The organism is Microcoleus sp. B13-B6 (genome assembly GCF_036705405.1).
Taxonomy (GTDB): Bacteria; Cyanobacteriota; Cyanobacteriia; order Cyanobacteriales; family Microcoleaceae; genus Microcoleus.
Window position 1 is genome coordinate 1 of the sequence record NZ_JAUBUJ010000112.1, and the last position, 19,708, is coordinate 19,708.

The 19,708-nt window shown below is 45.7% G+C and carries 21 protein-coding genes; 10 read left to right on the forward strand and 11 right to left on the reverse strand.

Translation table 11 applies throughout. From position 1 onward, the window contains the following. Window positions 1–64: 64 nt before the first annotated feature. The 5 genes from QUB35_RS33080 to QUB35_RS33100 form a co-directional block, all read right to left on the reverse strand. Complete coding sequence (locus tag QUB35_RS33080; protein ID WP_333146308.1) at window positions 65–274, reverse strand: hypothetical protein; 210 nt, start codon at window positions 272–274, stop codon at window positions 65–67. Further along, window positions 271–420: a hypothetical protein gene (locus tag QUB35_RS33085; protein WP_333146310.1), complete on the reverse strand. Its 150-nt coding sequence runs from the start codon at window positions 418–420 to the stop codon at window positions 271–273. The genes QUB35_RS33080 and QUB35_RS33085 overlap by 4 nt, the downstream gene beginning before the upstream one ends. Window positions 421–444: 24 nt before the next feature. Continuing rightward, the gene (locus QUB35_RS33090) at window positions 445–615 is read right to left on the reverse strand and encodes a hypothetical protein (RefSeq protein ID WP_333146312.1); all 171 of its coding nucleotides are present in this window, start codon (window positions 613–615) and stop codon (window positions 445–447) included. Between the two features lie 124 nt (window positions 616–739). Continuing rightward, the gene (locus tag QUB35_RS33095) at window positions 740–2,077 is read right to left on the reverse strand and encodes a tyrosine-type recombinase/integrase (protein ID WP_333146314.1); all 1,338 of its coding nucleotides are present in this window, start codon (window positions 2,075–2,077) and stop codon (window positions 740–742) included. A gap of 294 nt (window positions 2,078–2,371) precedes the next feature. After that, the gene (locus QUB35_RS33100; protein ID WP_333146316.1) at window positions 2,372–2,500 is read right to left on the reverse strand and encodes a hypothetical protein; all 129 of its coding nucleotides are present in this window, start codon (window positions 2,498–2,500) and stop codon (window positions 2,372–2,374) included. Between the two features lie 356 nt (window positions 2,501–2,856). On the opposite strand from QUB35_RS33100, the gene QUB35_RS33105 reads away from it, so the two are divergent. The 3 genes from QUB35_RS33105 (at window position 2,857) to QUB35_RS33115 (ending at window position 4,598) form a co-directional block, all read left to right on the forward strand. Beyond that, entirely contained in the window at window positions 2,857–3,150 is a 294-nt protein-coding gene (locus QUB35_RS33105; protein WP_333146318.1) for a hypothetical protein, read from the forward strand. 32 nt (window positions 3,151–3,182) lie between these two features. Then, window positions 3,183–3,680, forward strand: a complete 498-nt coding sequence (locus tag QUB35_RS33110; RefSeq protein ID WP_333146321.1) for a hypothetical protein — start codon at window positions 3,183–3,185, stop codon at window positions 3,678–3,680. A gap of 111 nt (window positions 3,681–3,791) precedes the next feature. Beyond that, entirely contained in the window at window positions 3,792–4,598 is an 807-nt protein-coding gene (locus QUB35_RS33115) for a hypothetical protein (protein WP_333146322.1), read from the forward strand. Between the two features lie 201 nt (window positions 4,599–4,799). Here QUB35_RS33115 and QUB35_RS33120 read toward each other — a convergent pair whose 3' ends face one another. Continuing rightward, on the reverse strand, window positions 4,800–5,021 hold the full coding sequence (locus QUB35_RS33120) for a hypothetical protein (protein WP_333146324.1): 222 nt from the start codon (window positions 5,019–5,021) through the stop codon (window positions 4,800–4,802). Between the two features lie 120 nt (window positions 5,022–5,141). On the opposite strand from QUB35_RS33120, the gene QUB35_RS33125 reads away from it, so the two are divergent. Further along, a complete protein-coding gene (locus QUB35_RS33125; protein ID WP_333146326.1) occupies window positions 5,142–5,276 on the forward strand; it encodes a hypothetical protein in 135 nt (44 codons plus the stop codon). Between the two features lie 722 nt (window positions 5,277–5,998). On the opposite strand, the gene QUB35_RS33130 is transcribed toward QUB35_RS33125, so the two are convergent. Beyond that, on the reverse strand, window positions 5,999–6,331 hold the full coding sequence (locus QUB35_RS33130) for a DUF4870 domain-containing protein (protein ID WP_333146328.1): 333 nt from the start codon (window positions 6,329–6,331) through the stop codon (window positions 5,999–6,001). A gap of 529 nt (window positions 6,332–6,860) precedes the next feature. Here QUB35_RS33130 and prfC point away from each other — a divergent pair. After that, on the forward strand, window positions 6,861–8,489 hold the full coding sequence (gene prfC / locus QUB35_RS33135) for a peptide chain release factor 3 (protein ID WP_333146331.1): 1,629 nt from the start codon (window positions 6,861–6,863) through the stop codon (window positions 8,487–8,489). Between the two features lie 766 nt (window positions 8,490–9,255). Next, window positions 9,256–9,528 (forward strand): hypothetical protein, encoded by a 273-nt coding sequence (locus QUB35_RS33140; protein ID WP_333146333.1) that lies wholly within the window; start codon window positions 9,256–9,258, stop codon window positions 9,526–9,528. 134 nt (window positions 9,529–9,662) lie between these two features. On the opposite strand, the gene QUB35_RS33145 is transcribed toward QUB35_RS33140, so the two are convergent. After that, window positions 9,663–10,076: a PIN domain-containing protein gene (locus QUB35_RS33145; protein WP_333146335.1), complete on the reverse strand. Its 414-nt coding sequence runs from the start codon at window positions 10,074–10,076 to the stop codon at window positions 9,663–9,665. Then, window positions 10,073–10,423 (reverse strand): hypothetical protein, encoded by a 351-nt coding sequence (locus QUB35_RS33150; RefSeq protein ID WP_333146337.1) that lies wholly within the window; start codon window positions 10,421–10,423, stop codon window positions 10,073–10,075. The genes QUB35_RS33145 and QUB35_RS33150 overlap by 4 nt, the downstream gene beginning before the upstream one ends. A gap of 440 nt (window positions 10,424–10,863) precedes the next feature. Between QUB35_RS33150 and QUB35_RS33155 the strand changes: the two genes are divergently transcribed. Further along, window positions 10,864–11,862, forward strand: a complete 999-nt coding sequence (locus QUB35_RS33155) for a hypothetical protein (protein WP_333146339.1) — start codon at window positions 10,864–10,866, stop codon at window positions 11,860–11,862. Between the two features lie 37 nt (window positions 11,863–11,899). After that, window positions 11,900–12,415, forward strand: a complete 516-nt coding sequence (locus tag QUB35_RS33160; RefSeq protein WP_333146341.1) for a hypothetical protein — start codon at window positions 11,900–11,902, stop codon at window positions 12,413–12,415. A gap of 59 nt (window positions 12,416–12,474) precedes the next feature. Here QUB35_RS33160 and QUB35_RS33165 read toward each other — a convergent pair whose 3' ends face one another. Next, window positions 12,475–13,806, reverse strand: a complete 1,332-nt coding sequence (locus QUB35_RS33165) for a hypothetical protein (protein ID WP_333146343.1) — start codon at window positions 13,804–13,806, stop codon at window positions 12,475–12,477. A 262-nt stretch (window positions 13,807–14,068) separates the two neighbouring features. Here QUB35_RS33165 and QUB35_RS33170 point away from each other — a divergent pair, with 262 nt between their 5' ends. Beyond that, window positions 14,069–16,678, forward strand: a complete 2,610-nt coding sequence (locus QUB35_RS33170) for a M48 family metalloprotease (RefSeq protein WP_333146345.1) — start codon at window positions 14,069–14,071, stop codon at window positions 16,676–16,678. Between the two features lie 1,117 nt (window positions 16,679–17,795). Next, window positions 17,796–18,362 carry an RNA-binding protein gene (locus tag QUB35_RS33175; protein ID WP_333146347.1) on the forward strand — a complete coding sequence of 189 codons (567 nt, stop codon included), beginning with the start codon at window positions 17,796–17,798 and terminating at the stop codon, window positions 18,360–18,362. 286 nt (window positions 18,363–18,648) lie between these two features. Here QUB35_RS33175 and QUB35_RS33180 read toward each other — a convergent pair whose 3' ends face one another. Continuing rightward, entirely contained in the window at window positions 18,649–19,656 is a 1,008-nt protein-coding gene (locus QUB35_RS33180) for a tellurite resistance TerB family protein (RefSeq protein WP_333146349.1), read from the reverse strand. Window positions 19,657–19,708 lie beyond the last annotated feature (52 nt).

A 19,708-nucleotide genomic window follows, 5' to 3' on the forward strand; every position in this document is an offset into this window, starting at 1 on the left:
TTTCTTGCACCCTTACTACTTTTTTGGTCGGAAAACCCATACACTGTTTACTTTTCTCACTGATTCAGCAAGCCCTAGGTACGGGGTCTGGTGCAGATACTTGCGGCTGCGGTGGTGTTGCGGGCAATGCAACTTCCGGTGTTAGCGATGCTGTGGGCGTTGTTGCTGGCGATACAATTTCTGGTGGTGTTGGTGATGCAGCTTCGTTTTCCTTTGTACCAAAAACAAATTCTTCCATCGCGCTACCCAGTGGTTTACGTTTCTTGGTACTCATTTCAACACTCCCATGATTTCCTTAAACAGTCGGCTGTACTCCTTACCAGAATATGAGGCAGGTTGACCGCCCAAATCCCACACAGTCGCTGCTTGACCTGAAGAATCAGCAATCACTTGTTTTTGGTGAACGACTGATTTGAGCACTTTGATGGTGGGTGTAAGTTTTCCCTACAACTCCATTGCTTCGGTTTTAAGCTTCGTTCCCTTCACCGCACGACTGAGAAACATCACCGCTTGGGGCGGGCCTTGTCTCACCTCCATAGCTTGTTTGATAAGTCTCACCGCATCGGCGGCTGATTGTACGTCGATTTGAATGAATCCCAGCCCAACAACACCCAATTTGTAAACTCCAATTTCTTCTCCCTCAAGCGTTACAGCGTCATCGCCACAAAATTAGAGACTTGATGGCAGGCAAAAACACGCCCTTAATTAACGAATTACTGAGGCAACCCTATAAAAACATTCAAAACATAGAGTCAAGCATTTCGGTAACGTCCTGTTGGTCGCGCCCCCGGTTGTCGTCATATATCATGAGCATGTTTAAATTCCTGTGCCTGCTGAGTTTCTGAACTTTCCGCACATCCCCGTCTGTTGCGTCCAGTGCCGCTGTGATAGCGCTGTGCCTGATGCGGTGAGGGGACATCTGTTTTTTAATACCAGCTTTTTCGCTGTGGCGGACAACCATCTTGCAGATACCGTCGCCACTAAGTCTGTGTCCGCTGTGAGCGGAGTCAAGTGCTATAAAAAGCGGGCTATCGTGCGAGCAACTTCCCCTTGCTTCTAACCAATCGGCGATCGCCTGCACTGTCGCACCACCCAAATCGATCGTCTCAGCTTGCGTCCCGCGTCCCTTGCCAAGAATCCGCAAAGTCTTACCAACAGGGTCAAAGTCACAAACACTCAACTGACTGATTTCGTTGCGACGCAAAGCATTGCCCCACAGCAGCCGGAGCAAAGCATAGTCTCTCTTGCCAGCTTTCGTTGCCCGGTCGCACCCGCTCAAAATTCGCTCAAAAGTTGCTCGGTCAACCCCGGTCGTATCTCGGTAGCCGACAATTTTCTCCCCCTTGATATCCTCCAAACTGTAATGGCACGCACCGAGCTTGCGGCCCATCTCCACCAACGATTTGACAGCCGCCAGCCGCCGATTGACCGTGGCTTCCTTCAACCCCTTGTCAATCAGCTTAGCTTTATACTTGAGAACCACCGACACGGCCTGACGCTCGTCCAAGTGCAAAAATTCCAAAACGTTATCAGGACAGGCGGATTTTCCCGTCATAGTTTTTAAGAAATCATTGACATCGCGCTCATAGGCGCGGCGGGTATTTTCGGAGCGCTTGTCGGCGAGTAATTGTTTGAGCACGTCTGGATCGGTATCTAGAGTATCGAAATATCTTTCAATTTTGGCATCGAGGGAAGCTTCAAGGCGGGCGTGAGACAGTTCTGGTTTATTCATTTTATGCCTTTGATAATAGAAGTTTACGATGGCATGGGGGTAAAGGTTGCGTCTCAGGGAGGGGGCTGTGGTGTTTAAACGGCTAGGAGTTTTAGTTTCCCAAGTTTTGCCTGCATCTGTCGCTTGATTTTCGACCTCTTTGACTCGCGCCGGAATCGTTTCGTCGGCTTTCGGATTGAGTCGCGGTGTCAGAACCGCCGCATGGAATTGAAAATAACCGCTCTCGACGAGAGAATCCGTCGCCAGCCAAGCTTCACCACCGGCGGAGTTACGAAGCCACCGCTCGCCAGACGCTCGCTCGCCAGCAATTTCTAGCTCGCCCGGAGCTTCGTTACTGGTAGGCACATCAGATACTATGCGCTTGACCGAGACTAACGAGAGCATTAGTTTCAAGGCGGAGATCGGCCGGCGCCGTAGGCGCTGGGGTAGTTGGTGCGGTAGCATCGGTGTGGCGATCGGTTCTGGGGCGATCGGAGTTTTTTCGGGCAGTGGTTTTGTTTGTACTAGATAAATACTAGGCAGAGTGCTAGTATTTATCTAGTAATTAAGCTAGTTGTTGTGTCTAGTATTTCTCATGAGTCAATGCTAGTATCTGTGTCTAGCTTATGTACTAGATACCGCTAGCGATGGGAGGGTTCGCTAGCGGTCGGGCAACTGTTGCTGATAGTCTTGGATCTCGCTGAGCTTGGCTTGTAGCGCTGCGATTTGGGCATTCGTGGCGTCGATTGTTGAGGCGATTTGAGCGAACTTGTTGGCTAACAGAGTCATTGTTCTTCGTCCTTTGGTTGTGTGTGCTGGTTGTGAAGCGTATGTAGCGAGCGGTTTGTGTCGTTTCCGTTTCGCTATAACGTATACTAGCATTATGTCTAGTATACGTTATAGCATAGACACTAGACAAAAAGCTAAATTAAGATGCTAGATAAAAAGCTATTTGTCTACTAGCACAATGTCTAGTATATATTGAGCATTTAATATCTAGTATTTGTTATAGCAGAAACACTAGACATTATGCTAAATTAAGCTGCTAGACAAAAAGCTAGAGGCACTAATTTTAAGCTAGCGTGATACTAGACAATTAAATAGCATTATGCTAGATTGTGGCTAGTTTATTACTAGACAGAACCATGACAAGCGAAACCAATAAGCCCGAAACCTCTACGACTAAACGGCTCCAGCTCAACTTGAGGCTGGACGGACGGGAAGACTTGCTAGAAGCTATCAAGGCCACCGCCGAAACCAACGGCTTAAGCGTCAATTCTTGGGTTGTGGGGTTGCTAGAGTCAGCGACGGGGATGAAACCTGCTAGTGCAGCGCCGACAGGTGGGGATTTAGAATCAACCATCGCCAAAGAGCTAGACAAGTTGCTGGCAGAGAAGTTAGCCAGCTTTGAGGAACGGCTGGGAAAATTGAGAGCCTGAGCGAGGGCAACGATGAATCGCTCAGGCTTGAATTGCAGGCTGATGTAGGTTGGATAGAGCAAGAATTGAATGAGGTTCGCGACGATTGCAGGGTACTCAAGGAGGAACGCGACGAAGCCCGCGCGGACTATACCCAAGCTCAGGCACAATTAGAAGCAGCCCAACAGGAAATAGGCAGACTCAAGCAAGACTTGGAAAATACCGGAACCGAACGTGATGAAGCCCGCGAAAATTACGCTAAGCTGCTAGGCTCTAGCAGCCAGGTCAAAGGTCATCTTCAGCAACAATTGCGGGAACTGCGAGAACAACTGGAAGAAGCCGAAACCAAACTCGCGAAACCGGATGAAGCCGAACAAGATGAAACCTCTGATAGCCCGCCACCACCACCACCGACCCAACCGAAATTACCTGAATCGGCTGACCTGCTCAATCAGTTGAGAGGGCGGCTAAAGAAGCGAAAGAAAAAACTAAAAACCGACGAGGATTATGTGGAGGAAATCTTAGATATTCTAGGGGGCGAGCATGAATAAATTAAAATAGTTTACATAATGAAGGCGGGATATCCCGCCTCCTGATAATCTGAAAACGAAAAAGCACTAATTCGTTTACAAAAACAAGTAGTAAGTTAAGTAGAATAAGAAATGAATAGTGAATTTTCTTATTGGCTCTGTTATGTCAAATTACTGGTTTGTGATTCAGATAAAAATTCCTGCCAGTGGGATTTAGTCTATTGCTCAATTCCCGCCGAAAAATATAATGATTTAGTAGGTTTCCAGAATGAAAAATTGACAGTAATTGCTATTTTTCAATTTCATCCAACGACCCGCTGTGCTATTGCAGAACTTGATGAACCTGAACAAATTAAAGTCTTAAGAAAAGTTTTAATCGTTGAAAATGATTGGATGAATTTTAGCATGGTGGCTAGGCGGTTTATGAGAGTTAATTTGGTCGCATATTATGGGTTTGACGTAGAAACCGTCATGCAACTCGCAACTAATAAACAAGTAGATATAATTATAGTCAAGAGTTATGGGAGTATATATGAAGAAGTGGATTGGGCGAAAAATATCCTGATATTAAAATCTAACGCGGAAACCGCACAAATTCCCATTATTCTAAAATGGGGCGGTCAATTCATGGCAAGTGACCGGGAGAGATTTTCAGCAAGTGGTGTTGATGATTTTATTCAGGCAGATCCTGGTAATATGAACTGTCTTATTGAAAAAATCCAACATACCCTCTCTGCGAACGATTATAGCCAAAATACAACAATTAGTTTAAAAAAAAAAGTTAAGGATTACCGACCAGTTGAGATACAAAAAGAATCATTATCAGATTTTATAGCAGTTAAGATATACCAATTCACAATGATAACTGGTCAGCTTGTTTTTTGTTTAATTTTTGAGTTTTTACAACGCTACAGCCCCTTTAGAAAAAAATACAAATAATTAACAAACCTCTCATAACTTACATTACAATTAAAGTAGTAGTTTGGGGTTAAATTCATGGCGATTGCTGGAGTTGTTCGATCGTCCCAAAACAAAAAGCTCCCCCGACCGAAAATGTCAAGGGAGCTTTTTTAACACGGTGGTAATTTGCAATTGGTAATTGGCAAAGGGTTGCCCCAATTAACCGCAGTATAGTGGCTTCTAGGGTTTTTGGCGATCGGGTCTGGGCCCGTAACGCAGGTCTAAGAAATCATCTACTTGCTTTTTCGCCACCCCCGCGCCGCCCACGACGCCGGGGTAGGTGTATCCATAGCTCATGCACCGGATTTCCCAGCCACCGCGCCGATAAATCACGCAAAAAAAAGTTCGATAAAGGAAGACTGTTTCTATTGGATCATTGGGCGGCAGATTTTTGGTGGTCATGGTTTTGGGGTCGGTTATTAGGTATTAGTCATCAGTCATCATCAGGTAGCGCTACGATGTCAAGTTGTCTCTAACACCGTAGCGCTCGGTTGCTGGGCAATGTTCAGCGAGCGATGTTCAGTGCTGCCATCCGATCGTCGGTTAATTGTTGAATCTGCTGCGGTGGCTGCCAGCGATGCCCCCAGTTCTGGCGAGGCGTTGCTGAATCAAGGTATGAATACCCCAGGAATGGGAATATCGTCAAACTTCAAGTAATGTATTCAATACTCCGGACAGTTTTTGAGACCGAGGCTGAAACCCTCATTCTACCGTTAGCATTTGACCTCACTGAGAAGGTTGAAACCCGCATTCTGCCGTTAGTGATTGAAAACTGTCCGGACTATTGTTAGATGGAGCCTTAGACATTATGTCACCCTCCCGGCGCAGGCTAAACGCATCTTAACTTTAACGCAAAATATGCTACAGTTAAATCCGACTAAATTTCAATGTATTTTGTTGTATTTTAGTGGGAATATCAAGGGCAATAGGTTTTAGTAAAGCTGTAAGTTTCCAACAAAAACAAACAGATTCCTGGTCTTCAATGAATATTTGAAATGCCAGTTTTTTAGAACATTTTGCCAGTTTGAAGGGCCCAAGAATAGAAAGAAGTAAAGCACACTTACTCAAAGATATTATCGCGATGGCGATTATAGCGATCCAGACGCGGTGCAGACGGATTGCTGGCAAGAGAAGCCTATGGTAACGCCAAATATGAATGGTTAAAAAGCTTTCGATAATTCAATACGCTTGGGCCCGTGGAAAATTATAGCGAAAATGTTGGGCGGAGTAAAACGGAGGGTTCGTTCACTCGTGCCCAACCTACGCACGATCTGTTTTTTTAGCACTAACCCAAGCGTCTTGAGTTATAAAATAATTAAAAACCCGGTTTTTTCAAAAAATCGGGTTTTTGAAATAGATAGTGAAGCGCGATTCGTTGTCTAAACTATTCGGAAAATAAAAGGGTAGCGGTAAGGTTGGTTAGGATCTTGCAAAATGTGGAGAATAGCCATTATTGTCAGTCCCCAGTGTAGTACGAAACCGATTAAGCCAGCCAAACCCAATGTCAAAAAAGATAGCGGCACCAGAATCAGAGCGTACAGCCATACATTAAAGTGAAAATTGATGGCTTCTGTGGCGTTTTCTTTGACAACGGGGTCATCTGATACTAACAATACAGCGATCGGCGCTCCGATCGAGAACAGTAACGTGCTGAAAAAAATCGCCCCGTGGCACACCAGTGATAGCAGCTTTCGCTTGTCGGAGTCGTACATATTATTTTTGTTCCTTGACTTTAGTGATAATTTTACCTTTAATAGCAACTGTAGCACAGGCTATAATGGCGATCGGGTGATGATTCCCCTACCTAATTTGTGGTCAGTAACCCAGCCCTAAAGGGACTGAGCTTGTAAGAGTAATCAAGCAAGCTGTACTGACCAGCCTAAGTCTTAATTGACTACGTTATTTGAGTCACGACACCAGGCGAATGCGACGCCAGTTCCCTGCTCTGTCGCTTGCAATTAAACAGTTTTAAGGTCACTGAAACAGTGTTGCAAGCCTAACAAGCTCTTATAACCTTGGCGAGGCGAACATTACCCCGAAAGGGAGGCTCGAAAGAGCAAACATTATGCGTGAGCGGGTTGCGAGGTTTGAGGTGGTAATTGTCCCACTGAAAGTACATTACAAAAGTACACCGAATTAAGCAATCCCCCTGTAATGGAAAGATTCACGGCGGTTGAAACCGCCGAGCCGTTTCCCTCTCAGCCCTAAAGGGACTGAGTTCCCACTTACGGATTTTTTTTGATGACAACAGAACTCGAAACTGAACTGCTAACTGCTGTTGAGCGCCGGCGCAACTTTGCTATTATCTCGCACCCCGACGCGGGAAAAACTACTTTGACAGAAAAGCTGCTGCTGTACGGAGGTGCAATTCACGAAGCAGGTTCTGTGAAAGCGCGGCGGGCTCAGCGACACGCTACGTCTGACTGGATGGCGATGGAACAGCAGCGGGGAATTTCTATTACTTCTACTGTTTTGCAGTTTGAGTATAAAAAATATCACATTAATCTGCTCGATACTCCGGGACACCAAGATTTTAGCGAAGATACTTATCGAACTCTGGCGGCGGCTGACAATGCGGTGATGCTTGAGGATGCTGCTAAGGGTTTGGAACCGCAAACTCGGAAGTTATTTGAAGTTTGTAAGCTGCGAAGTTTGCCTATTTTTACTTTCTTTAATAAGCTCGATCGCCCTAGCAGAGAACCTTTGGATTTGTTGGACGAAATTGAGAAGGAATTGGGGTTGCAGACTTATCCGGTAAATTGGCCCATAGGTACGGGCGATCGTTTTAAAGGTGTTTTCGATCGCAGGGCGCGCAAAATTCACTTATTCGAGCGGGCTAAACACGGTTCTCGTGCTGCTGTTGATACGGTCATCGAATTGGGCGATCCGCGCATTGAAGATTTGTTGGAACAAGACCTTTACTATCAGCTCAAAGAAGAGTTGGAACTGCTGGATGAGTTGGGAACTGAACTCGATTTAGACTTGGTTCGGGCTGGAAAAATGACACCAGTTTTCTTTGGCAGCGCGATGAGCAATTTTGGGGTAGAACTGTTTTTAGATGCGTTTTTAGATTACGCTATGAAGCCGATCGCCCGCAAGAGCAGCGCCGGAGACTTGCCGCCAACTTATGAAGATTTTACCGGGTTTGTGTTTAAATTGCAAGCCAATATGGACCCAAGACACCGCGATCGGGTGGCCTTTATTCGGGTTTGTACGGGCAAGTTTGAAAAGGACATGAACGTGACTCACGCTCGCAGTGGTAAAACGGTGCGTTTGTCAAGACCTCAAAAGTTATTTGCTCAGGATCGGGAGTCGATCGAGGTTGCGTATCCGGGGGATGTGATCGGTTTGAACAATCCGGGAGTATTTGCGATCGGGGATACTATTTACACCGGCCAAAAACTGGAATATGAAGGGATACCCTGTTTTTCTCCTGAACTTTTTGCTTTTTTGAGAAATCCCAATCCTTCTAAGTTTAAGCAGTTCCGCAAAGGCGTTTCTGAGTTGCAGGAAGAAGGCGCAGTGCAAATTATGTACTCAGTTGATGAGTCGAAACGCGAGCCAATTTTGGCGGCTGTCGGACAGTTGCAATTTGAAGTTGTGCAGTTCAGAATGCAGTCGGAATATAATGTGGAAACGACGATCGATATGTTGCCTTACAGTGTAGCTCGTTGGGTTGACGGCGGTTGGGAGGCGCTGGAAAAAGTTGGGCGGCTGTTTAATACGGTGACGGTAAAAGATACTTGGGGAAGGCCGGTTTTGCTGTTTAGGAATGAGTGGAATTGCCGACAAGTGGAAGGGGATCATCCTGTGTTGAAGTTAAATGCGATCGCCCCTGTGGTTTCGGGTTTGGCTGTTAGCGAGGAGTGAGGGGGATAGTTGGTTTGTAGGGAAACGGCATTGCCCATTAGTGTCAACTTAATCTCTTAGTCCGCCAGTCCGCCAGGGAATGAATTCCCTGGCTAATAGTGAAAGTCCTCTAAAGAGGACTAATGAGTTTAAAAGTATTTTTCTCAGTCCTCTTTAGAGGACTTTCGCTTTGAGACAGGGGTTTCAACCCCTGTCGGACTGTCGGACTCTCGAAGTGCGGGTTTAACGTTAAATTGACACCAATGGGCACTGCCGCATCCTCTAAAAAATCGGGATTGTTATTAACAAAAACCGTCATTACCACAGACAAAGGACACAACAGTGTTGTGTCCCTACCAATGATATTTATTGTAAGATTTGTAGGAAAAAGGCACTGCCCTGTACTCAATCCCGCCTGCTTAATCGAGTAAGGTGCGTCAAATCTAAATCCTCAGCCCGGCCCAAAACCTCTCAATCCCGATTGTCAATCCAAAATCCAAAATCTAAAATCCAAAATGGATTGACGGCGGCCCCCATCTGCGGCTACGCTTTGAAGTGAGAGGTTGCTTTGCTTGTAGAGGAGGCAGCCCGCGTCGCCCAAAAATCTAGTTGCACTGCCCAAAGCTGTTGGTAGCAGCAATGGACAGCATAACCGCCAAACTGGAATCAGCAGTCTGGAGGCTCCGAGAATCTTAACATTCTCTGTAGCCGCCCTGCTATGTCTTGAAATGCGGGGCGGCTGGGTTTTTGGGTTTTTCTAGAAAACCCAAAACCAGGAGAACATATTATGTCACAGGAATTCGTGCCTGACGACAACAAATCCCAATGCCCAAATGACGACTCAGCAGCAGTATGCGAACAGGAAGTGGTGCTGTTAACGGTTGTCGGTTCGCCCAAGGGTGTCAGGGAAACCATACTGACTTTGTACCGGCTGGGATTTGCAGAAGTGGGCGATTGGAGTCCCGTACAGCGTGCCGCTAATCCGAAGCAGGTGATGAGCGTGCTGATCCGTCGGAAGCGATCAACTGACGGTACATCGCCGAGAAAATCTGGGCGGTAAGCTGCAAGGTTAAGTTTTTTTAGGGCTTACGGATGAAGCCCAGAAACCGGGTTTTTACGAGAATACTGGGTTGTGACCCACACATTCGGTAAAAAACCCGGTTTCTTTGTCGGAGTGCGTAAGTCCTATTAATCTTATTCCAAACGTTTTAATAACTCTTTAGGTGATAGAATTGGTAAGGTAGCCCCAGCGAAATCTCCTGTATCGCGGGTTACAATCGCCTCCAAGTTATCTGACAGCGCACAAGCTAACTGCACGGCATCTTCAAAATCGGTTAAATTAGATGCAAATGCTATTTCCAAAACGTGGCGATCGACGGCAGATACTTTCATTAATGCTAGTGTTTCAGCAATAGCTTGCCTAGCGCGATCGAGGCTGCGAGTTTGCCTTCTGACAATATAGAAGATATTTGTTAAGGTTGTTGCCGTTACATATCCCTCAATTTGCTCATTTTCGATCGCCTCAAATAAAGCATCAGCATCTTCTACAAACGGTTCTCGTTCTAGCAAACTATCGAGAATAATGTTGGTGTCTATTAATACCTTCATTTTAGGTATTTCTCCACCAAACGTTCTTCTAGCATGGCTGCCACTTCGGCATCTGTTGGAGGTGGCGTATCGGTTTTTGCTAGCCCTCTGAGTCGCTTTGCCGCACCTTTGCGATCGCCCCGCAATCTAATTTTAACTTCGGTATTTGTTGGGAGTGGTGCATCAGTTTTTGGTAGCCCCGTCATCGGCTCGACGAAGTTATCTGGCAGGGATTGTGAGGGTCTGAGTTCCCGTCTGATGGACTCAACAATCGCGTTGACTAAAGCTAATCTGTCGGTAACTGATAGTTTGTGGGCTTCTCGGCTTAATGGCAGCCAAGGTATTTGCGGTATTTGGGATTCGTTCATATTTTTTATATTTTGATATTTTGATATTTTATAGGGCTATTGTAGCAAATTTAGGGCTTACGCGCGGGTGGCCAGAAACCGGGTTTTTATGACAATATTTGGTGGTGATTCGCAAATTTGGGAAAAAACCCGGTTTCTTTGTCGGAGTGCGTTCAGGACTGCGCGGGTGGGCAGAAACCGGGTTTTTATGTGGGGCCAGTAGTTTGTGTGACGACTCGTTATCCTTATTGTGTGTTGAATTTGGAGTGATTAGTCTGCCAGACTGATGTGTGGCGCTAGACAAACGAAGTCCGCACAGGCGGACTTTCTGTTTTTAAGTCTTGGATGAGGTACGGGAAGTGCGCTCGCCCTTTGATGCACTATTCGTGTGGTTGTGATAAAATGCAAGTAAACTAACTTTCGTTAGTGCAAGTCAGCCAACTGCTGCGAGGTTAAATGCTATGACACAGTTTGTTTTGGATAGCTTTGAAGAAGCTCTCACCTCTAGTATTAAAACGAAAATAGAGGAAGCTAGGCAAAAGCTCGAAACGGAATTTGTTAGTGCTGAATTTGAGAGTTTAATATCCACACTTACTACTAAAATTGATGAAATAAATAGTTTAGCCCCTTCCCATTGGAAGAATATCGAATTATTTAACCACGAAGACGCGAAGGACACGAAGTCAGAGGAAAGAAGTAGTAGATCATCTGCCGAGGAGGGAGTGATACGTGAACGTTTAACTGCTGAAGAGTTATTTGTAATATCAAAGAAGTTTCAAGAGGTTAACGAATTCGTACTTTATGACATTGGCAACTATGCTTGGAAAATATCTTTAGACGAAAAGTTAAAGGAGGTCATAAAAAAATTCAGTGATGATTGTAGTAAGGATTTAAAGACTTGTCAAATATTGTATGAGGCTCTGGGTTTGATTAATTTAGCGAGCACTACAAAAGATGGGATAGATGCATGCCTACATTATTTTAGAGCATATCAACTATTTCGAGAACTTGCTACTAATTATTGGGATAATATTCCGGTTGAAGGTCGGCAACCTTTTTCAGTCCTTCATACAAAAATATTAGAAGCGGGAACATCTTCGCTTCTTTCAGTATTTGCAAAAGATAAAGACCTTAAATTACTCAAGAAAAAGCAACTAGAAAATCTGTCTATTTCTCTAGAAGAAATATCGAAATTAAATCCTTTGAATGGGATAAGTAACTACTTACCAGAACTAGAAAAGCTGGTCAATGTAGCTGTGGAGCAAACTAGGCAGTGGATAGAATTGGGTATTGATATTAGCGATCCATGTGTGATAACACCTTTAGAAGAGACTGCAGACAAATATCCAGCAATTGCTGAATACTGCAACGATCGTTTAATAGAATTGGTGAAAGAACAAATGAATCAAATGAAAAATTCTTTACCAGATGTAAACGAAGAAGTTTTAGATGAGTTTTGATGATAAAATTTTAAGGAAAAAGTATGATTAAGTATTTATGACTTGGGAAAAATTTTTAGCTGAAGGAGATTATGCTGTAACACTTATTCGCAATGGACTGAGGAAACGGGGAATTAATACAGGAGAGTCTATTCTTACTCAGTTTAATACTGACGAAGATATTCCTGTGTATGATAATTTAGGCAATAAAATTTTTTGGATATCTGTAAAAACAGTATTTCAGTCTATTACAGATCCGATTCGACAAATACCGCCCGGTTATAAAGGTTGGATGTGCGGTGAAGTAGAAAGTAAACAATGGGTAAACCCGCCAGCAGTAGTTATTTGGTACTGTCGAAATACCAAAATAGCTTGGGGAGCAATAACGCCAACACGTCCCAGTACAAAGTGGATTATTTATCCAGATAGATACGGTACAAAAATAGATAAACGCAAAACAGCAGCGACAGGTAAAACTCATTATATTTACCCTTCTTATTGTGTGCCAACTTCTGAAATAATTAGTAAAGATGAAGTTATCAATTATATTCAGCAGTTATCCATATCATGTTAATTCACAATGATACAAAGCTTGTCAGGTGTGGAAATAAAAATTGCCGCCAACAACATCAATCAATGTTGGAGTGCGTCAGCCGATCGCACTTCGCGATCGACATAGCTGAGCAAGAGATCCGTTAATTCCTCTGTCTTATTTTTTAACTTCGGAATCCGCGAAAAATCCGACGCCAGCAACTCAATTCCCCGCCTTCTTTCTGCCAGCACCACATCCGCGCACAAACCTAAATAAAACGGATGTACCGGCAAATTCTCCCAATTATCATCGGGATTGACGCTGGCATATTTAATTACAGCATCAGCCAAATCAGCCTTGTCAATCTCCACTTTGTGCAAGTAATCCCTAGCATCGGCGGGAGACAAATGCCACACCAATTGTTTATCTATATAATCTTCTGGAATCGGAAACCTCGGCGCATTCGGCCACCGCAATTGCGTCACGGGACACTCTCGCCCCGCCACAGCAACCACAATCCCCAATTTGTAATCCAATGCCCTCAACAACCGCCTAAACCACTCATCTTGATACCAAAAAGTTGCGCCTTGAGAATTGCGTTTTTCATCCCACATTTTCTCGTGAGTATCGAACAACATCACGAGGCGATCGGGTTTATTTCTACCAGCCATTGCCGCATTCAAATCCCCAGCAAACAATTTAGGCAAACAGTCGGTTAACTCAGTATCAATATCTTGACGGCGAATTTGATCCGCTTTTTCGTCGCTGACACCCAAGCGATTTTGAATTAATTTCATCGCCCGCTTAATCCCGCCGAATTTATCTATCCCTTTGAGTACCGCCACCGCTTGCGCTACCACCGGAAAATCGGCAAAAGTTTCAACTACAGGTGCCACCAATTCCGCCACATCATCGGGGAAAAGTTGGTTGAGAGTTGCCTGTGATTCGCCTTTGTTCAGCAAATACCAAAAGCAAGCAAAGTCATAATTGGGAAATTTAAATTTATATTTCTTAGTGGCTGCTGCAACATTTCGCCGAAGCATCAGCAAGCCGTAAAATCTATCTTGCGGTTTATCTTCTTTAATCGGTATCAATCCGAAATCGTGTCTGACTACGGGTATGGGAGTATAGGTTTTAGGTTCAGCGTGGCGGACGAAATCAGCAACTTCGGCCGCTTTTGATTCGGGGAGTGCGCGCAATTGTTGCCAAACCTGCGGCGAAAATCTTTTGCAGCAGTTATACTGCAAGTGTTTGAGGAGCAATGACTTGCCGTTGCCTCCATCGCCGTAAAAATACAAAATTTGTTCGCGGGGCGGGTCTTCGTTTAAATAAAAGGCAAATCGGCGGGTAAATTCGTGTCTGTCTGTGAAGAGTTGGAGTTTGCGATCGTCGCTAATTGATTCGGTTTCAAAATCTTCGTCTTCGATCGGCATAAATGTATTGGTGAGGACTTAATTCAATTGTAGATTAAAACCCGGTGATTGAAAGAGCACCGGAATAATAGAGGAGACGGCAATGCCGTGTCCCTACCCCAAAATAATATTGTAGGGACTAAGAGGAGACGGCAATGCCGTGTCCCTACCCCAAAATAATATTGTAGGGACACGGCACTGCCGTGTCCTAATTTCTGTGTTAAAACCGTAATCTATCGATCGCCCAAGCTATCTTAGACAAGGCGCTAGTGCAATCACTGTTATGGCATCTCCAAACCATCAAAATTCGGCGGATTTATCTGCAAAACAAGCTCTAGAGGCTGGTTTAGCTGCTTTGAAAGCGCGGGATTACGATCGGGCGATCGCCCTTTTAGAATCCGTTACCCAAACCGCCGCCAATCAGTCGTCGGGAATCCGCGCGCAGATGGGATTAGTGGCTGCGTACAAAGCAACCGGTAATGTCAAAAAGGCGATCGCCCTGTGCTCTTCCCTCGCCAAAAGTCCCAACTCTCAAGTCAAAACTTGGGCCGATCGCGCTTTAACAGAATTAACCCCCCCTCGCCCCCCAAAACCACCGGCAAATAAACCAAAATCCGCAGAAACTCCCCCCGAAACAGGCTTTGTCGCCTTTGATGCAGGAACAAAATCGGCGAAAAAATCGATTGAGGGCGATGGCTTACGCCCCGCTTCGCTACGACCGACCGCAGATAAAAAAACAGGATTTTTACCTTTAGAGCCTGCTTTAGAGCCTGAAAACGCCAAATCGCAACCGATTTCCCTGCCACATCCACCCCCCACACCGCCGATTCGCCCGACATCAGAGGGCGGGCACGGGGGCCCGACATCAGAGGGCGGGCACGGGGGCCCGACATCAGAGGGCGGGCACGGGGGCCCGACATCAGAGGGCGGGCACGGGGGCACCGCCCCTACAGAAACTGCACCGGATACCGCAGAAATTAGCGGTGAAAATAGTTCCGGTTCCCCAACAGATATTCCCGGAGTCGCCAGCCCAGATACTTACCAACTCACTTGGCGCGAAGCAGGGCGCGCGAAAAGCCCGCGCCCGCTCAAACCGCTGAAGTTGCTGGAGTTTAGGGTGGAAGCCGTTGCAAGTGCGATCGCCCTATTTTTTCTAGCCCGGTTTGTCCTGCAATTCTTGCTGACAAACACTAATTCTCTGTTGGTTCAGCTTTACATATTCAGTAGACTGCCTATTTTCGCGCCGATTCAGCTTTTTTACCGCGATCCAACTCCGTTTGTTCAGATGGTTTTTGGATTGCTTTTGGCCTCCTCTCCGTGGCTGATAGACGCGCTGCTGAAACTGTTTTGCGGCATCGAAACCCTGCGCGGGTCAGTTTTATCCAAGCACAGCAAGGAAGCTAGCCGGGTACTGCGAAGTTATTGTACGAAGCAAAATATGCCGATGCCGGTGCTGAAACTCTTGCCGCTGAATGTTCCTGTAGCTTTCAGTTACGGCTGTTTGCCCCGTTTTGCTCGGATTGCTGTGAGTCGGGGGCTATTGGAACAGTTGACGGATGATGAAATTGCCACTATTTTCGCGCGGGAGTTGGGCCATATATCTCACTGGGATTTTGCGCCGATGTCGCTGGCGCTGCTGGTGATTCAGATTCCTTACCTGATTTATTGGCAGGTGGCGCACTGGCAAGAGCGGTTGTGTGATTTAATGACGATCGAGTTTTTGCGTTCTGCTGTCAAATTTGTGGCCGCTGCAATTTCTGCTACCAGTTATGGGATTTATAAGTTGTTGCGCTGGCCGATGTTGTGGCTGTCGCGCCGCAGAGTGTATTTTAGCGATCGCACTGCTGCGGAAATTACGGGTAATCCTAACGGTTTGACGCGGGCACTGGGTAAAATTGCGATCGGCATTGCTGATAATATCGAACAGCAAAAACAAACTAGCTTTTTCCTCGAAAGTTTCGATCTATTGTTACCCGTAGGTGTTGGACAAGCTGTAACCCTTGGTTCTGCTGCATTACACGCGCCGCTAGAACAGATTTTGCTGTGGGATGTCAGCAATCAGGAGCGCAATTGGTTGACGGTTAATCGCGCGCATCCTTTGCTGGGAGAGCGTTTGAAGCTGTTGGCTCTTTATGCTCAATTCTGGCAACTGGAGACAGAGTTAGATTTGGCAAACGCGGGAGTGCCAGAACAGCCCCGGAAAGGAAAATTGTCTGTGTTTAAGTCAATACTCGAATTTAAAGACTCAAAACTATTTTTACAGGGTGCGCCGTTTTTTGGGATTCCGATGAGTTTGGCGATAGTCGGGGTGCTTTGGCTGATTGGGGGGATTTTTTCGAGGACGAGTATTTGGCAGTTGGATTGGCTTTGGGGCGATCGATCTATTCTTTGGGGCTGTTTGCCGATCGGATTTAGCATCGGTACTTTGATGCGGATCAATTATTTCTTCCCGGATATTATACCGCGAGAAACCGCTTCGCCGAGTTTGCCGGAAATTTTGTCAAATCCCGAAAGTTTGCCGCTGGATGCTGAACCAGTGCGGCTGGAAGGGCAACTTTTGGGTCGATCGGGTATGAGTAATTGGCTGGGACAAGATTTGATTTTGCAAACGGCGACAGGGTTGGTGAGGTTGCACTATGTTTCGAGGTTTGGCTACATTGGCTCTTTGTGGCCATTTTTGTTCAAAGAGACTACTCGCCCTAGCGATTTGATCGGAACATCTGTTGTGGCGACTGGTTGGCTGCGCCGGGGTGCTACTGTGGCGATCGACCTTGAAAGTCTCCGCAGTCAAGGAGGGAGGGTTAGTGACAGCGGACATCCGATTTGGTCTGCGGTTTTGGCCTTTGCTGCTGCTTTTTGGGGCGCATACATCATTATCCAGGGCCCAAGGTGAGGAATAGTTGTCCGATTGTGGGGTGAATCTCACATCTTGCACCTTTCTCAGGAACAGGCAAGATGCCTGTTCCACAAGAAAATTCACTCTTTGTGGAACAGGCATCTTGCCTGTTCATAAAAAGCTTATTGAGAATGGTGCAACATCTCAGGTGAATCGATCTCAACGCGCAGCCTCGATCGGTGTTGAGTTAAACAGGGGATTGGCGATCGGATTCTGGAGTTTCTCCCTACGCACCCTACAGTCTATCCGTTACATCCGTTACATCCGTTACATCCGTTACAAAATCCGTTGCCGAACTTCCTTCGTAAAGAAAAGTTGCTTTTTTGCCCGCAGCCTGTTACATTAGTTTACATGAATTGGATTGAACCAAATAGCGCGATAACTTCAGTTGGCTAAAATCCCTTAAGGCATTGCGTAAAAATTGTCAACATCCCAACACAGCAAGTACAGCCAGCCGCTTGTCGGCTGTTTTTTTTCGATCGCTATTTTTGCTGTGCCGGATGAATTCTCAAAAGTGATTCAGATGTGGTTTCCGTTAAATTCAGACTGAAATCTTCCTAAATAACTAGCTCTGTTACCAAGGCTGTGATACCTTTAAAGAATGCTCGGACTCTGCCGGGCCTGATTTAAGGGATAGCGGGTAAGTGAGTAGTTCTCAGCATTAGGAGCGAGATGAGGAGCGAGGTAAGATTACTGGCTGAAAAAATGTTAGCCATTTTATCCATCACTGTATTAAACTGAATATTGGCATTCCGATCGCTTGCAATTGACACATCCTTGGACATAAATTTCTAGACGGCGCTGGCTATAAACATTCTGAATCAAAACCGGAAGCAAGTAATACAGAATAGCCAATAGCCTAAACATTTGAGTGATGACTAAAAGTTTACACAACAACCTGAGATTTAAAAGCTCTCTGCATCGGCGGTTAAGTTCCGGCCTTATCAGAGTAAATCATCTTTTTGTTCTAAAAGGTGGGGGAGCTGTCAAGGTTGGTGGGAGGAATGCGCCAATTTTCGGGTTATGTGGTGTTTGCCTGAAGTCAATATTCAGTTGAGTTCAGGTAATTCTGTTCGAGCAAATTAATTAAAATCCAAGTCGGGAGGAATTTTTCATGTCTATTCGTCTTTATGTTGGCAATCTACCGAAGGAACTCGATCGCCAAGAATTGCAAGAAGTTTTTGCACCGGAGGGCGAATCTGTTACCACCAAGGTAATTACAGACCGCAAAACTGGAAAATGCAGAGGATTCGGTTTTGTGACGGTGCTAACCGACGAACAAGCCGACCAAGTTATTGAGAAATATAACGGCTTGATGTTCAAAGAAAACCCGCTGAAAATAGAGAAGGCATTGCCCCGCTCTAAGGGTAAATCTGAGAAGGGCGAAGACGATCAGCAGCAGTCGCCGCAGTCACCGCAGTTGGTGTCGGCATCGGCGTCTGTCCCTATGCCTGTGCCTGCGCCACAGCAACAGCAACGCTCGTCGGCTCCCCCTAGTCAAGGTGGAGGCGGTTCCAGCAAAAGCAATCGCCGTCGGGGTGACAACAACAAGTCTCGCCGCAATCAGTCAGCAACAACGGTGTCGAGCGCTGATTCCGGCTCGGTGCAGCCAGATCCGCGCTGGGCGAGTGCTCTGGAAGAACTCAAGCAAAGATTGGTGGAAGCTCAGACTACTAATTAGTCGAAAATGGCGGCTAATTGCTGCTGCCTCTCGACTGTGGTTGACTGAATGTATCTGGAAGTGCGATCGAGAATTGGTCAAAAAACCCTGTTGTCGATCGCACTATTTTATTGCAAAAAAACCTGTAATATCATGTCCTATCAATTACCATTAATATGGTAGGGGCGGGTTCACCAACAATACCCGCCAATAATTGACAATCTCAAAAACCCGCCCCGGCCGGGTTCTTACGGTCAATCGATCGCACCAGTCCCAATTCTTTAATCGAAAAAGGTATAAGTCCTCTTTATTCGATCGGCCCGAATTCGATTGTCTCAATAAAGTCAAAAATCTTGTTCATAATTCCCTCAACTTCAGACTCCAGGGAACCCAATTCATCCCCCTCCTGATAAATGCGCTGACAGCTTACCGTGTAGCAAAAATCGTCAGCAATAAAAGCCATAAGTCCCCGGTAAGCATCCAACCGAGTCAGAGGGCCATCGTTTTCTTGCACGCTGATAGTTGCACCCGCCGGCAAATCTAAAACCACGAAATAAGCTTCTTCATCTTCTAAATATTCCGCGTGGAGTAACTTAGAATTGGGAACATTAGCAAGAATTGCCTGAGAAACAAAATTGTCGAGAAAAGACTTGAGATAACCTTCCTCGCCAACCGACTCGATTGTTTCTTCAACTTCACCAGCAACAGGGAAATAATCAATTTTCAGCAAAACGCCAAAGTCGTCTGAAAATGCGACACAGCCTTCTTGCTCATCCATTTTACCGCCTCGTTCCTGGTCAACTGGAATGGGAACGCTAAAATTGCCTTCAGGAGATACGTACCATGCCGCATCGAAATCAGACTCTTCGCCCTCCACTTCCGAGTAAGCAGCAGTTACATCCTCAATAATTTCTGCTGCTTCCTCGTCTTCCACACCTAATGCTTGCTGGAATTCCTGAAGAAAAGCCTGGTGCTTCTGAGATATTTCGCCATCTGCGACAAACATTGCTGCGGTTATGGCAAAAGTATCCAAAACTAACTCATCTGGCATAGATTCCCAAGCAGTATTAAATAATGCTCCTAAACCGTCTTGGGCGACAATACCTGCGAGTCTTTGAAACATTGCTGACATATCATCTTCCGAGTATTCAGCAAATATTTCTGATTCCCAAAGTATGCTTTCTAAGATATCAGCATCCGTATCAGGGGAATTTGCCTCGGCTGCGACAAGTGCTACCGCTGCTACGGATTCTTCTAAAGTCAAGCTTGCTTCGGATTGGTCTTCTGAATTGAATATTTTATCAAACTTGCCCACAGGTTTTGCCCCGCTAGTGTTTAGTTTTGCTATTCATAGCAAATTTATGACA

Bases quoted from the DNA above. Each gene is read 5' to 3' on its own strand.
- QUB35_RS33080 (WP_333146308.1), bottom strand. From the start codon at position 274: ATGAGTACCAAGAAACGTAAACCACTGGGTAGCGCGATGGAAGAATTT.
- QUB35_RS33100 (WP_333146316.1), bottom strand. From the start codon at position 2,500: ATGACTCTGTTAGCCAACAAGTTCGCTCAAATCGCCTCAACAATCGAC.
- QUB35_RS33105 (WP_333146318.1), top strand. From the start codon at position 2,857: ATGACAAGCGAAACCAATAAGCCCGAAACCTCTACGACTAAACGGCTC.
- QUB35_RS33115 (WP_333146322.1), top strand. From the start codon at position 3,792: ATGAATAGTGAATTTTCTTATTGGCTCTGTTATGTCAAATTACTGGTT.
- QUB35_RS33120 (WP_333146324.1), bottom strand. From the start codon at position 5,021: ATGACCACCAAAAATCTGCCGCCCAATGATCCAATAGAAACAGTCTTC.
- QUB35_RS33130 (WP_333146328.1), bottom strand. From the start codon at position 6,331: ATGTACGACTCCGACAAGCGAAAGCTGCTATCACTGGTGTGCCACGGG.
- prfC (WP_333146331.1), top strand. From the start codon at position 6,861: ATGACAACAGAACTCGAAACTGAACTGCTAACTGCTGTTGAGCGCCGG.
- QUB35_RS33140 (WP_333146333.1), top strand. From the start codon at position 9,256: ATGTCACAGGAATTCGTGCCTGACGACAACAAATCCCAATGCCCAAAT.
- QUB35_RS33145 (WP_333146335.1), bottom strand. From the start codon at position 10,076: ATGAAGGTATTAATAGACACCAACATTATTCTCGATAGTTTGCTAGAA.
- QUB35_RS33150 (WP_333146337.1), bottom strand. From the start codon at position 10,423: ATGAACGAATCCCAAATACCGCAAATACCTTGGCTGCCATTAAGCCGA.
- QUB35_RS33155 (WP_333146339.1), top strand. From the start codon at position 10,864: ATGACACAGTTTGTTTTGGATAGCTTTGAAGAAGCTCTCACCTCTAGT.
- QUB35_RS33160 (WP_333146341.1), top strand. From the start codon at position 11,900: ATGACTTGGGAAAAATTTTTAGCTGAAGGAGATTATGCTGTAACACTT.
- QUB35_RS33165 (WP_333146343.1), bottom strand. From the start codon at position 13,806: ATGCCGATCGAAGACGAAGATTTTGAAACCGAATCAATTAGCGACGAT.
- QUB35_RS33170 (WP_333146345.1), top strand. From the start codon at position 14,069: ATGGCATCTCCAAACCATCAAAATTCGGCGGATTTATCTGCAAAACAA.
- QUB35_RS33175 (WP_333146347.1), top strand. From the start codon at position 17,796: ATGTCTATTCGTCTTTATGTTGGCAATCTACCGAAGGAACTCGATCGC.